The organism is Syntrophus aciditrophicus SB, from assembly GCF_000013405.1.
In the GTDB taxonomy this organism is placed as follows: Bacteria; Desulfobacterota; Syntrophia; order Syntrophales; family Syntrophaceae; genus Syntrophus; species Syntrophus aciditrophicus.
Genome location: NC_007759.1, coordinates 1,223,817 through 1,236,583, shown reverse-complemented (window position 1 = coordinate 1,236,583; position 12,767 = coordinate 1,223,817). Strand labels below are relative to the sequence as shown.

General features: G+C 48.6%; 14 protein-coding genes. 2 read left to right on the top strand and 12 right to left on the bottom strand.

Going from position 1 to position 12,767, the window contains the following annotated elements; genetic code table 11:
* Positions 1–45: 45 nt before the first annotated feature.
* Positions 46–1,386: a M23 family metallopeptidase gene (locus SYN_RS05755; RefSeq protein WP_158302935.1), complete on the top strand. Its 1,341-nt coding sequence runs from the start codon at positions 46–48 to the stop codon at positions 1,384–1,386.
* A gap of 49 nt (positions 1,387–1,435) precedes the next feature.
* Here the strand turns inward: SYN_RS05755 and rapZ are convergent, their stop codons facing one another.
* The 12 genes from rapZ to xerD all read right to left on the bottom strand — a co-directional run bounded on the left by rapZ (position 1,436) and on the right by xerD (position 12,077).
* Positions 1,436–2,299: an RNase adapter RapZ gene (rapZ, locus tag SYN_RS05750; protein ID WP_041584789.1), complete on the bottom strand. Its 864-nt coding sequence runs from the start codon at positions 2,297–2,299 to the stop codon at positions 1,436–1,438.
* 2 nt (positions 2,300–2,301) lie between these two features.
* Positions 2,302–3,204 (bottom strand): serine kinase of the HPr protein, regulates carbohydrate metabolism, encoded by a 903-nt coding sequence (locus SYN_RS05745; RefSeq protein ID WP_011417124.1) that lies wholly within the window; start codon positions 3,202–3,204, stop codon positions 2,302–2,304.
* Between the two features lie 139 nt (positions 3,205–3,343).
* The gene (locus SYN_RS05740) at positions 3,344–3,805 is read right to left on the bottom strand and encodes a PTS sugar transporter subunit IIA (protein WP_011417123.1); all 462 of its coding nucleotides are present in this window, start codon (positions 3,803–3,805) and stop codon (positions 3,344–3,346) included.
* 23 nt (positions 3,806–3,828) lie between these two features.
* The gene (gene raiA, locus SYN_RS05735; RefSeq protein ID WP_049749912.1) at positions 3,829–4,371 is read right to left on the bottom strand and encodes a ribosome hibernation-promoting factor, HPF/YfiA family; all 543 of its coding nucleotides are present in this window, start codon (positions 4,369–4,371) and stop codon (positions 3,829–3,831) included.
* 106 nt (positions 4,372–4,477) lie between these two features.
* The gene (gene rpoN, locus SYN_RS05730; RefSeq protein WP_011417121.1) at positions 4,478–5,941 is read right to left on the bottom strand and encodes an RNA polymerase factor sigma-54; all 1,464 of its coding nucleotides are present in this window, start codon (positions 5,939–5,941) and stop codon (positions 4,478–4,480) included.
* A gap of 49 nt (positions 5,942–5,990) precedes the next feature.
* Positions 5,991–6,713 (bottom strand): LPS export ABC transporter ATP-binding protein, encoded by a 723-nt coding sequence (gene lptB, locus SYN_RS05725; RefSeq protein WP_011417120.1) that lies wholly within the window; start codon positions 6,711–6,713, stop codon positions 5,991–5,993.
* Between the two features lie 12 nt (positions 6,714–6,725).
* Positions 6,726–7,298: an LptA/OstA family protein gene (locus tag SYN_RS05720; protein WP_158302934.1), complete on the bottom strand. Its 573-nt coding sequence runs from the start codon at positions 7,296–7,298 to the stop codon at positions 6,726–6,728.
* Between the two features lie 17 nt (positions 7,299–7,315).
* Positions 7,316–7,882, bottom strand: coding sequence for an LPS export ABC transporter periplasmic protein LptC (gene lptC, locus SYN_RS05715; RefSeq protein ID WP_041584787.1), 567 nt, complete (start codon positions 7,880–7,882; stop codon positions 7,316–7,318).
* A gap of 81 nt (positions 7,883–7,963) precedes the next feature.
* Positions 7,964–8,500: a KdsC family phosphatase gene (locus SYN_RS05710; RefSeq protein ID WP_258165161.1), complete on the bottom strand. Its 537-nt coding sequence runs from the start codon at positions 8,498–8,500 to the stop codon at positions 7,964–7,966.
* A gap of 47 nt (positions 8,501–8,547) precedes the next feature.
* The gene (gene kdsA, locus SYN_RS05705; protein ID WP_041584786.1) at positions 8,548–9,384 is read right to left on the bottom strand and encodes a 3-deoxy-8-phosphooctulonate synthase; all 837 of its coding nucleotides are present in this window, start codon (positions 9,382–9,384) and stop codon (positions 8,548–8,550) included.
* Between the two features lie 86 nt (positions 9,385–9,470).
* A complete protein-coding gene (locus SYN_RS05700) occupies positions 9,471–11,180 on the bottom strand; it encodes a tetratricopeptide repeat protein (RefSeq protein ID WP_011417115.1) in 1,710 nt (569 codons plus the stop codon).
* 6 nt (positions 11,181–11,186) lie between these two features.
* Positions 11,187–12,077, bottom strand: coding sequence for a site-specific tyrosine recombinase XerD (gene xerD / locus SYN_RS05695; RefSeq protein WP_011417114.1), 891 nt, complete (start codon positions 12,075–12,077; stop codon positions 11,187–11,189).
* A gap of 174 nt (positions 12,078–12,251) precedes the next feature.
* Here xerD and SYN_RS05690 point away from each other — a divergent pair, with 174 nt between their 5' ends.
* Positions 12,252–12,707, top strand: coding sequence for a Fur family transcriptional regulator (locus tag SYN_RS05690; RefSeq protein ID WP_011417113.1), 456 nt, complete (start codon positions 12,252–12,254; stop codon positions 12,705–12,707).
* The last annotated feature ends 60 nt before the right edge of the window (positions 12,708–12,767 follow it).

Genomic DNA, 12,767 nt, shown 5'->3' with positions numbered 1-12,767 from the left:
TGTTTGATCACCTGAATCCTGTCTGTGAGGAAAATTATGATTTCAATGAAGCCTAAGAAAAACCTGACACTTTATATGATCGCACCCATCGCCATTGTCGTCGTTGCCCTGGTCGCCTGGCTTTTCCTGGGTCAGCGCCTTGAATTCGGCAAGCCTTCCTTTACTTCCAACGGCGAAATTCGGACTCTCGGATCGCAGACCTCCTTGAATCTGACCTTTGCCGACGCGAAAAGCGGTCTTGCGAAAACGGAGATTTCTCTTGTTCAGGACGGGAAAACCATTCCCCTGTCAACCATGGCTTATCCGCCGGGTAAATACAGAAACCACAGCGTCAGCGTGGTGGTCGATGCCGCGAAGCTCGGGCTGCGCGAGGGCCCGGCCGTCCTCCATATCACCGCGAAGGATAACGCCTTGTTCAGCAATTCGATAGCCGTCAACCGGCCGGTCACGATCGACTTCGGACCGCCGCAGATTTTTTCCCCAAATATGCAGAATCACATCAATCCTGGCGGGACCTGCGTTGTCGTTTACCGCGTCTCAGAACCCGTCATCATGACCGGGATCACAGTAGATCAGCTTTTTTTCAAGGCCTATCCAATTACCCTCTCCGGGAAACCCGGCTTCGTCAGTTACTTTGCAATGCCGATGGATGCCGGGAGCAGACCGGTCAACATCCGGATCGTCGCAAGGGATCAGGGAGGCAACGAAGCGTCTATGCCCCTTCCCTATCTGCTTATGAAGGAAACCTTCCGCAGCGACACCATGGCAACAAGTGAATCGTTCCTGCAGCAGAAGATGCCGGAATTTCAGGCAGCCAATCCCCAGCTGCGAGGCAAGACCCTCCTGGAAACCTTCATGTATGTCAACACCCGAATGAGAGAGGAAAACAACAAAACAATCCAGAATGTCTGCCGGAATACAACACCCCGCCAACTCTGGAACGGCACCTTTCTCAGAATGAAAAACGCCTCGCCCATGGCGCTGTTCGGTGACAGGAGAACTTATCTTTACGATGGGAAACCGGTTGGAGAAAGCATTCACATGGGCGTTGACCTGGCATCGACTTCTCAGGCTCCCATCGAGGCCGCCAACAGCGGGATTGTCGCTTACACCGGTCCGTTGGGCATTTATGGAAATGCCGTCATCATTGACCATGGGCTTGGGCTTTTTACGCTGTATTCTCATCTTTCCTCCATCTCGGTAAAAAGCACTCAACCTGTCTCCAGGGGAGGTGTCATTGGAACGAGCGGCTTATCGGGCCTGGCTGGAGGCGATCATCTGCACTTTGGAATGATTGTGGGCGATCAGTTTGTCAATCCCCAGGAGTGGTGGGATCCCCACTGGATTCAGGACAATGTCCTGCGAAAAATGGCGGTGAGTTTTTAGTTTTTTAAAAACCGTCATTCTTTGAAAAGCAGGTTGTCGCGATGAGCCATCAGCTTTTACCAACGTCGCGGTGGTTCACGTTTACCGGATAATCCCGGCCGGAAAAGTAGGACCACAATTCATTCGCCATGACAACGGAGCGATGCTTCCCCCCCGTGCATCCCACGGCAATGGTTATTCGTGGTTTTCCTTCCTTTTCATAAAGAGGAATCAAAAATTCCATCAGGTCGAACAGCTTCTGAAGAAAGATGGAACTCGCTTCAGCACTCAGAACATACCGCCGAACATCCTGATGGTGACCATTGAAGGATTTTAAGCTTTCAACCCAATAGGGATTGGGAAGAAAACGAACATCCAGAACCAAATCGGCATCGGCCGGGAGACCGTAACGATAGCCGAAAGAGATCAGATGAATAAACAACCGTCTGGCCGTGGAGGAAGGCAGAAAATGACGCTGGACGATATCCTTTAACTGATGGACATTGCAGGAAGTCGTATCAATCACCTTATCGGCCATTTCCTCCAGGGCGCGAAGCTGCTCGCGCTCCAGACGAATCCCTTCCATGATCGAAACACTCGACAAAGGGTGAACCCTTCTCGTTTCGCTGAAGCGATGCAGCAGAGCGTCGTCGGTGGCATAGAGAAAAACGATCTCGATCTTATAACCCCGGGCTTTGATCTGTTCGAAGATGCCCTTATAAGTTTCGATAAATGATTTTTCCCTCAAGTCCATCACCATGGCCACTTGAGAGATATCCTTTGATTTGTCGGACTGGATTTCCAGAAACTGCGGCAGCAGGACAACGGGCATATTGTCCACGCAATAAAAACCGATATCCTCCAGTGCTCTTAACGCCGTGCTTTTCCCTGAACCGGAAAGACCGGTAATAATGACTACGCGAAGGTTATTCATCTTCATCTCCTTAACCGCTGCAAGGTTCGAATACAGGATTCCATTTCCGCCACCGGGCATGAAGCATCCCTTGAAGCCCTTATCGAGACACAGGGCAGATCAACTCCCATGATATTCTTCAGAACCTTGGAAGGCTTGCCCGACTCTCTATTCTTATCCGCGTTCACTTCTTCAACCATTTCCATTATGCAGTCGATTCGGCTCTCGCTCATTATGGAGGACGGCGCCATGACGTCTTCCGCACGCACAATGCCCCATCCCTTGACTTCCAGCAAAGAGGTTTCGAAACCATGACTTCGCCCGTAAAGTAGTCCATCGTTCCTTTTCTCCACTGCAACCACATCATCCGCCACCCAGCGATGTCCCCGCCTGACGAGTTCAAGTGCGCACGATGTCTTCCCCGAACCGCTTTCCCCGGTTATCACGACACCCATTCCTTCGATATTGACCAGTCCTCCGGAGAGGGTTGTCCGTAGTTCAGTTTTCTCTCGAATCAACCCGATCAAACGGCTCTCAAGGAGATGTTCGTCATAAATCGACGCAAACAGGAACATTTGCGAATTACCCAGACTGTGGATCAGAAATTCAGGAATGTGCCCTGTGTCGGTAAGGGCAAGGCATGAGTTTACCGGAGGATGGATTCCTGAGAAGTAACGGCTTAACTGGAGAGAAACGGACAGCTCTCCTTCAAAAAAAAGGGGGGATCGCAATGAAATGATGCAGATTGTATTCAGAAGGGTGAGGAAAGGCAGGTCTGCCGGATTATTCAACCCTGTTGAGCAGAACCTGATTAATGGTTCACCCGTGCCGATGCCGCCAGCATATTGTCTGATTCCCAAACGGGCAACCCCGTTTGCCAGGAGTTCCTGAAAGGTGAGAGCCTTTTCCAGTGTCACCAAGACCATAAAAACCGCGCCTTTTCCAGTCCCGGGTCAAAACAATGCTATCAAGGCGACAAGGCAGGGGAGGCTCAGTCAATACTGTAGTGCACTGATAAACCGATAACGGAACTGCCGGAAAATGCGCGTTGATATGGAACCGGAATTATGTTTGATCATCCTTGTCGGCAATAATCTGATATAATTCATCTTTGGATTTGGTTTCCATAAGACTTTTTCGAAAATGATGATCCTTCAACATTCGTGATATTTTGGCCAGCGCCTTAAGATGCTGACCGGTGGAGTGTTCCGGAGCCATCAGAAGAAAAAACAAATTTACCGGTTTTCCATCCATCGCGTCAAAATCGATCCCCCGGCTGCTTCGTCCGAACGCGACGATCAGGTCGTCAAGACCATTCAATTTCCCGTGAGGAATAGCAATATGATCACCGATTCCGGTGCTTCCAAGTTTTTCACGTTCCAGAAGGACTTTAATCATGGCATCCAGGTTAAACTTTACATTTCCTTTCTGAAAACTCCGCGACAACTCTTCAAGCACTTCCTGCTTGCCTGTTGAGACCAGCTCTTCGATGATAAAGTCTTTTTTAAGCAAATCAGTGATTTTCATGCCGGATCCTCAAGCACAGGATATCAACCGTTGGTTTCGATCAGGAGATAACCGCCATCATCCCTTCTGTAAATGACATTGACGTTTTCGGATATCGCATTCCGATAGACCACAAAACGATTTTTGGTCGAATCCATTTCCAGGACGGCATCATCCAGAGACATGGGCTTTAAAATGATTTTTCTTGTCTCTACAATCTTCGCCCCTGCAACATCCTCCAGTTCGCCGGGAAAGGCTTCAGCCTCAATCGTCTCTTCCTCTTTCATTGTGTTGTTCTTATAGCCCCGGATTTTCTCCTTATGTTTTTTAAGTTGTCTTTCTATCTTCTCAACGGCATTGTCGATGGCCAGGTGCATGTCCTTCGACTCTTCCTTGCCGATAAGATTCAAACCATTGGTCATTACACTTATTTCTGCAACATTTCTGAACTTTTCAACCGTCAGAACGACGTGAACATCCGCAGGGGCGTCAATATATTTATTTAACCTTTTCACCCTGTCCTCGACATATTGCGTTTGCCAGCCTTCTTCTTCCGTATTCCTGAAGGTCACAGAAATTTTCATCATTTTAGCTCCTCCTTGAATCCATTTAACGTGATACGGCCGTAACATGATGATACGGCCGAACGGCTTAACCCGAAACGGGAACATCAACGAACGTTATGTTTCCAGGTTAAAAATACCTTCTCCTTCTGGATGAAGGCAGAATATTCATCATTTCTCGATATTTGGCAACGGTTCTCCGGGCAATTTTAATACCCTTACTCTCCAGAATACTGACAATTTCCTGATCGCTGTAGGGATGTAGAGGATCTTCCGCGCCGATGACCCTGCGGATTTCCTCTTTGACACTTTTTGACGCGATAGCTTCGCCACTTTTCCGTTGAATACTGCTGCTGAAAAAATATTTCAATTCGAAGATCCCGCGAGGGGTGTACATGTATTTATTTGTTACCACTCTGCTGATCGTCGACTCGTGCATTTCCACGTCATAAGCGATATCTCGTAAAACCAGCGGCTTCAGATAATTAATCCCTCTGTCAAAAAACTCCCTCTGGTGCCTGACGATGCTTTCCGCCACTTTGTATATGGTTCTCTGCCTCTGCTGAATGCTTTTAATCAGCCAGGTTGCCGACTGCACTCTTTCTCGAATATATTTTCTGCCGCTTTCCGAATTGGAATCGCCTTTGACGTTGCCCATGATTTCTTTATAGAAATTGCTGATCCTCAGGCGGGGCAAACCGTCATCATTCAGAACAATTTTATAATCATCACCAGACTTGAAGACATAAACGTCAGGAATAATGGCCTGAATTTTCTCTTCATTATAAACACTTCCGGGTCTTGGATCCATGTTGCTGATGATCATAACCGCCTGAAAAACATCATCGACCGGGACCTTGTTTTTCCGGGAAATATGATTGTAATTCTTAATCTCCAGGTCTTTCATGTGATCCTGAATGATAGCCTCAACCAGTTGATTCTGTATCCCTAACATTTTGACCTGGATAAGCAGGCATTCCTGAAGATTCCTTGCCGCAATCCCGGGGGGATCAAATTCCTGAATCTTTTTCAGAACCGTTTCAACGTCTTTCTCCGAAACGTTTTCCAGCCCGGCAATTTCTTCAATAGAGGCGGCAAGATATCCATTCGCGTCCAGATTGCCGATTATCTGTTCACCGACCCTCATTTCCTGTTCCGTCAAGCGGGAAAGCTTCAATTGCCACATCAAATGATCGGTCAATGTCGACTTTTCCGTCAGTACATTATCCCAGTTCGGAGCCTCCCCGTCACTTCGATCATACGTTGTCCCGAACGTTCCATAATCTTCGAGGTAACTGTTCCAGTCGAATTCTTCTTTTCCGTCTCCCTCTCCCGTTATCTCTTCGGTTCGTTCAATCCCCCTGAGCTCTTCCCTTTCAGGAGTTTTGCCTTCCTCGCTGCCATGATTCCGTTCCGTTTCATCATACTCATCCGCAGGTGCATCTTCCAGCAAAGGATTCTCTTCCATTTCCTGGTTAATGACATCGATCATTTCCATTCTTGAGAGCTGGAGCAGCTTGATGGCCTGCTGCAGCTGTGGAGTCATGATCAGTTGCTGACTGAGTTTGAGGTTCTGTTTGAGTTCAAATGCCATATCTTTTAACTTCTGCCAATATGAAATGCACGCTGTCGCCGAAGATCAATTACAGAGTAAAATCCTCGCCGAAATAAATTTTCCTTGCCATTTCACTGGACGCAATATCTTCCGGTTTTCCCTCCACCAGGATTTTCCCGGCATTGACGATGTAGGCCCGATCACAAACGGAAAGCGTCTCCCGGACATTATGATCCGAAATCACCACACCGATTCCTTTCGACCTGAGCTTCAAGATAATCTTCTGAATATCGGCCACAGCCAGAGGATCGATACCGGCAAAGGGCTCGTCGAGAAGGATATATCGCGGGGAAGTGACCAGCGCCCTTGTAATTTCCACTCGTCTCCTTTCCCCTCCGGAAAGCGAGTAGGCTTTGTTCTTCGCAAGATGAGTTAAAACCAGCTCCCCCAGCAATTCCTGCAGTCGTTTCTCTTTTTCTTCAGCCGACAGCTTCAGAGTTTCCAGAATCGCCAGGATGTTATCTTCAACGGTCAGTTTTCTGAAAACGGATGGTTCCTGAGGAAGATAACTCAATCCTTTTCTGGCGCGAATATACATCGGTTCATGGGTAACATCCTCACCGTTGAGAAGAATATTTCCGCCATCAGGCCGGATGAGACCGACAATCATGTAAAAGGTGGTTGTTTTACCCGCTCCATTGGGTCCCAGCAACCCCACAACCTCGCCGGGTTGAATCCGCAGATCGATTTCATCGACGACTCTGCGGCCACTGTATATTTTAACCAGCCCGTTTGCCGATAACTCACTCATCCGTCAGGGCCGTTACTTCTTTTTCTCATCTTTTTCAGACGGATAAATGGTCGCCGTCACTCTTTTGCGCTGGGTGCTTTCAACCATTCCTCTGTTTTCGTTGATAAAGACAACGATACGATCACCGCGGATGATGTTCCTGTTTTCACGCATGACAGCGTTTCCGCTCATGACGATCTTCTGACTGCCCTGATAATAAACCGCCTCGTCACCTGTTACAACTCTTTCACCCTGGGTTAGGATAACATTCCCTTTGGCCTCGATTCTCTCAAGATCACCGGTTTTCCCTACCTCTTTTGACGCAACTTTCTGCGTTCCGCTTTCCCCTTTTTTATAATAAAGCAGAATTTTTTCTGATTTGATGGTTTTATCGCCCTGCACAGCAACCGCATTTCCTGAAAAAACGACAAGGCGCTGATCGTTGTATGCATCCAGCCGGTCCGAATCAATCCGAATCGGCTCGCTGCCGGTCACTTGATTTTTTTTCTGCGACTGGGGTTCTCCCGCGACAGGCGCAGCCATAACCGCCCAGACCAGCAGGCTGACGATCAATAATACAAGGCATACAACTCTCGACTTTTTCAATCTTGGAACATCCTTCATCAATTAAGAACTGCCCTGACCCCGGACAAAAGGGTGAGCTGTTCGTCTTTCAGGGAAAGCGACATCCCTTTGGCATCCACCTGAATCCTGCTGTTTTTCATCGTGACCGGCGCCGGCGTGTAACATCGCTTTTCGATCCCGGAATAACTCAGATGATTCGTTTTAAACTCATCGCCGTTGCTGGAAGTCAGATTTATATTACCAGATATTTCCATGTCCTTTGAATCCTGATGCACAAATCCCTCATTCCCGGTCATGACATAGACGCGGCCATTGGGCATGATCAATTTAATACAGGGATTTTTAAAGACAGCCAGATTTTCCTTTTTGCGATACTGGGCACTGTCCGCCTTGATCTCCCACTTGACTCCTTCATCCGTCGCTTCCGTATAATGGACATTCATGACCTGCAGATCCACGGTACTGTCCATGATTTTCAAAAGAGTTTTCTGGGGGCGGTTACCCGAAACCTTATAGATCACTCCCGAAACAATGGAAAGAACAGCAAAACATAGCACTGCCAGAATGACAATCCTTTTATTTCCTATTGTTATAAGTCTTTTCAACCTTTTCCTGTTTTTGCTGTTGTATATCACCCGTTTCAGGACAAGTAAAGACCAAACATGAATCGAATTCTATTAATGAATTCAGCCTAATTCGTATTTCCGCGTAACCTCGTCCCATCTCCCCTGAACCTTGAGGATCAGTTCGCATAGCTCCCGAACGGCGCCTCGTCCGCCCGGTCTTTCCGTGACATGATCCACGATTTCCCTGACTTCTTCGACGGCATCCTTCACGGCAGCGGAAAAACCGACTCTCTTGAGAATGGGAATATCCACCATGTCATCCCCGACATAGGCGACCTCCTCCGGACGAATTTCCCTTTTCTCAATAAACTGCTGAAAGAATTCCAATTTGTTTAATATCCCCTGAAAAACTTCCCGGATTCCCAGATCCCTGGCGCGATGGGTTACCACGGCCGAAGAGCGGCCGGTCAACAGAACGACATCAAGACCGCAACGCATGATCAGTTTGAGGCCATGGCCATCCCTGACATCAAAAAATTTGCTTTCCAGTCCCGCATCATCGATGATGATGCGCCCGTCTGTCAGAACGCCATCCACGTCCAGCATCAGAAGACGGATCTTCCTGATCCTGCTTTTTACCGCTTCATCCTTGATCACATTCACCACCCTCATTTGAGCGAAGCTGCCGGCATAAGCCGATATCGTTAAAAAATGCCGTCCGCCCTGTTTTTTACCAGCCGGTCGATGGATTTCACCGTGCTCAGGAGCTCAGGAAGGGCATCGAGATAAAGAGAATTCGGACCGTCACACAGGGCCTTCTCCGGATCCGGGTGCACCTCAAGAAAAAGACCGTCAATACCAACCGCTGCGGCGGCTCGCATCAGACAGGGCACCATTTCTCTCTGCCCCCCCGAGGCAGTCCCCTGGCCGCCGGGAAGCTGAACGCTGTGCGTTGCGTCAAAAATCACGGGATAACCTTCCCTTCTCAGCAGGGGCAGGGAACGGAAATCCACGACCAGGTTGTTGTAACCGAAACTTGTCCCCCGTTCGGTAACCAGAATCCGCTCATTTCCTTCGGAGAGGACTTTTTCGATGATATTCCGGACATCCCACGGAGCCAGAAACTGGCCCTTTTTGATATTGACGGCTCTGGCAAGACGGGCGACTTCCCTTACAAGGTCGGTCTGACGACAAAGAAAAGCCGGAATCTGAACCACATCCAGGATTTCAGCCGCCTTCTCGATTTCCTCGCGACTATGGACATCGGAAAGGATGGGAATACCCAGATCGCCCTTGATGGCTTTCAGAATTTCAATCCCTCGCTCGAGGCCTGGACCGCGATAGGCTTTCCCCGATGTCCGGTTGGCTTTGTCATAGGAGGCCTTGAAAATAAAAGGGATATCCATTTCATCCGTGAGTTTTTTCAGATAAAGGGCAATGTCCCGTGTCCGTTCCTCATCCTCGATAACGCAGGGTCCGGCAATAAGCACGAGGGGGCTCCCTCCCCCGACAACCAGACCGCCGACATGAACAGGTTTCATAACATCTTTCCTCTTAAAAACATACAGCGGACCACCGCACACTTTTTTCAGATGCCCCGGCGTTAACCGAACAGGGCTTCATCGCTTCAGGATTCCTGATGTTTCTTCTCCAGAATTTTGATCTTTAACCTGGGAATCTTCCGGGCTGCCTGGCTCAAATCGGGATTCAAGTCATAGGCGCTGCTGTACGCCGAAATGGCCTCTTCATACATCCCTTTCCGTTCATAGGCCTCAGCAAGGCGATAACAGGTCTCATCATCTTCAGGATCATAACGCAGGGCAGTCCTGTAATTCTCTATTTCGTTATTGATGTCATTCTTGCGGCCATAAACGTAACCCAGACTTGCATACCAGGCGGCTTTTTTAGGATTGTTCCTGATAAGTTTCCGGTAGGCCTGAATGGCCTGGTCGTATCTTTTTTCGCTGAGGTAAAGCTCCGCCAGGGTTTGAGTCACCTGAAGGGAGGGTTTATCCTTTTCATATTTCTCATAGGCGCCGATGGCATCCTTTTCTCTGCCCAGCTTTTCATAGGCAAACCCGAGGTTGTAATAGATCTGAGGATCCTTCGCGCCGGCTTTCAGAGCTTTCTCATAGTTCTTCGCCGACTCGGCATAATTTTTCAGTTCGGTATAGGCATAACCCAGATTGGCATAAATCGAAGGCCGGGGTGGGGAGGAACGGGCCAGTTGCTCATATTTTTTTACCGCAGCACCGTAACGCCTTTCCTTGAAGTCCAGATCTGCCAGTCCTGCCAGGCCTGCCAGGCCTCCAGAATCGGGCGTACGAGGCTTGAGCACGGACTGATCGATTTTGGCAGCACCGTGCTGCTTAGCTTTTTCGTACGCTTCTCTCAATCGTAAACGCACAGGGGGATTGCCCTCATCGATTCCGAGGGAGGTCTCATAACTTTCTATGGCCCTATTCCAGTCGCCCAGTTCTCCATAGGCATATCCCAGATGAGCAAAGGCTGCCGCATTCTTCGGTTCCAAGGCAACGATTCGCCGGCAGTTATCAATCACTTCATTATATTTTCTACGGCCCATATAAGCCTTGACCAGTTCTGTCAAGATAAAAACATCATCCGGATTCGATGATAAGAGAATCTGATAATGCTCCACCGCCTTGTCCGCGAGGCCGGCCTGTTGGTAAAGACCGGCGAGGACTCGCCTGACATTGTCATCGGAAGGATTTAAAGCCAGGGCTTTCTGCAGCTGTTCGATTCTGGACGACAGATTTTCAGATGCACCGGATTGCTGCAGCCAGTCTTGAGGGGTAACTTTCGTTTTTATAGAGATTGTTCCGACAATCTGCGAACCATATTTGACGAGAACCCGTGGAGATAAAGGAGGCCTGCCGGAAGCATCGGAGGAGGAACCCGCTGCGACAACCATTTGAACCAGTTCAGTTCCCTTCAGCAGTTTTCGAAAATCATTTTCGTTTCCGATAAACTCTACATCAACGGAAATGTTGCGGTCTGAAAGGACATCCGTGCGGACCTGCTTGATGACGAATTCATCCCGGACGGCCAGTTCCAGGATATCACCCTGGTTCAACCGGTAATCTTTTCCGTTCTTTTCTATGTCCAGGTAATGCAGCGCCGGTTTATGGCCCAGCACATAAAAAGAAACAGCCCCTGTGACGCGTTGCCGGCCTCCGGAAAGATAAAGAATAGCGGCCAGCGCCGCCGCGATCGCCATGACCGTCCCCATCACCATGGCAGTCCATTTCAGCACCTTTTTCAAAGGAAGTTTTAAAGATGTCGGTTTCGACATTCCGGGAAAGGGTTCATAATCCATATTCCACTAACCCCGCGGATGATATTTCTTGTGAATGTCTTTGAGATGCTCCCGCGTCACATGGGTATAGATCTGAGTTGTGGAAATATCCGCGTGACCCAGCATCATCTGAACAGAACGAAGATCCGCCCCTCCTTCCAGGAGATGGGAAGCGAAGGAATGCCGGAAGGTATGGGGGTGCACCTTCTTTTGAAGACCTGCCTTGACGGCATACTTGCGCACCAGTTTCCAGAAGCCTTGACGGGTCATCCCCTGGCCCGATTTGTTCAGGAAAAGAACATTCGTCTGCGCCCCTCTGATACACTTCGGCCTGACCTCGTCAAAATAACGCCTGACGTGTTCATAGGCAACCTGCCCGATGGGGACGATCCGTTCTTTGTTTCCCTTTCCCTGGACAACGAGATAACCGACCTGCCAGTTGATGCTGCCGGTGGTCAGTGAGATCAGCTCCGAAACCCGGAGTCCCGTGGCATACATCAACTCAAGCATCGCCGTATCCCGAATGGCGCTGTCCGTCCTCACGCCGGGCTGAGAAAGCAGTTGGTCCATTTCTTCGTGACTCAAGGTGTCTGGAAGACGCATCCAGACCTTGGCCAATTCAATCTCCGCGACAGGATTCTGCTCAATTTTCTTCTCTCTTAACAGAAATTTGTAAAATCCGCGAAGCGCCGCAAGACTTCTGTTGATGGAATTGGCCGACAACCCCTTGCGCTTTAACTCTGCCATGTAATAGATGACATCATCGGGACTGATCTCGTGAATTTCTTTGATTCCTCTTTCCTGGATCAGGCCCGAATAGCGACTCAAGTCTCGACCGTATGCTTCGAGCGTATTATGAGACGCCCCTTTTTCGACAGTGAGATAATTCAGATACTCATCGATCAACTGAAAATTCATGACTGTATAAATTGACTTTCCTTGAGGAATAAAAATAGAAGCCAGTATTTAAGCTATTCCGATCAAAAGGTCAATGCGATAGTCATTTTCATGGAGATATACTTTCTGTTTGACTCTTGAACAGTAAGGATTTAGTTTTTGCATTCGAGTTGCATTTAATGTAAATATGACTCTATGGGAGATTCAACACAACATTGCGATGCCCTGCAAACCCTGTCCAGGGCTGGTTTGCATAAAACAGCGCAGCGACTTTCCGTTCTGGATTTGCTGATTCATCATCATTCCCCTGTGAACGCGGGAGAGATCTGTGCTTTGCTTAACGATACCTGCAAAATCAACAGAGTAACGGTTTACCGGATATTAAAGACATTCAAAATGCACGGCATCGTCAGAGAAATTGAGACTCAGCACGGAGTCAATTATTATGAAATCAATTGTATGCACAATCCAGAGCACGCTCATTTCAACTGCCGACGATGCGGCATTCTGATCTGTCTGGCCCCTCAGACCCTTTCTTTGTTTCGGGAAGGCCTGCCCGGCTATGAACATTTAATCATCGATCAAATAACAGTCAATATCAGCGGACTCTGCGATGACTGTCGGCGTCATGTGAATGATCCCGTATCTTGAAAAAACGAAGCCAAACCATGCTGTCTCATCTGACAGGCAACGAGAATTCATCATTTATCG

Coding starts and splice junctions, on each gene's coding strand:
- SYN_RS05755 (WP_158302935.1), top strand. CDS start 46: ATGAAGCCTAAGAAAAACCTGACACTTTATATGATCGCACCCATCGCC.
- rapZ (WP_041584789.1), bottom strand. CDS start 2,299: ATGAATAACCTTCGCGTAGTCATTATTACCGGTCTTTCCGGTTCAGGG.
- SYN_RS05745 (WP_011417124.1), bottom strand. CDS start 3,204: ATGGTCTTGGTGACACTGGAAAAGGCTCTCACCTTTCAGGAACTCCTG.
- SYN_RS05740 (WP_011417123.1), bottom strand. CDS start 3,805: ATGAAAATCACTGATTTGCTTAAAAAAGACTTTATCATCGAAGAGCTG.
- raiA (WP_049749912.1), bottom strand. CDS start 4,371: ATGATGAAAATTTCTGTGACCTTCAGGAATACGGAAGAAGAAGGCTGG.
- rpoN (WP_011417121.1), bottom strand. CDS start 5,941: ATGGCATTTGAACTCAAACAGAACCTCAAACTCAGTCAGCAACTGATC.
- lptB (WP_011417120.1), bottom strand. CDS start 6,713: ATGAGTGAGTTATCGGCAAACGGGCTGGTTAAAATATACAGTGGCCGC.
- kdsA (WP_041584786.1), bottom strand. CDS start 9,384: ATGAAACCTGTTCATGTCGGCGGTCTGGTTGTCGGGGGAGGGAGCCCC.
- SYN_RS05700 (WP_011417115.1), bottom strand. CDS start 11,180: ATGGATTATGAACCCTTTCCCGGAATGTCGAAACCGACATCTTTAAAA.
- xerD (WP_011417114.1), bottom strand. CDS start 12,077: ATGAATTTTCAGTTGATCGATGAGTATCTGAATTATCTCACTGTCGAA.
- SYN_RS05690 (WP_011417113.1), top strand. CDS start 12,252: ATGGGAGATTCAACACAACATTGCGATGCCCTGCAAACCCTGTCCAGG.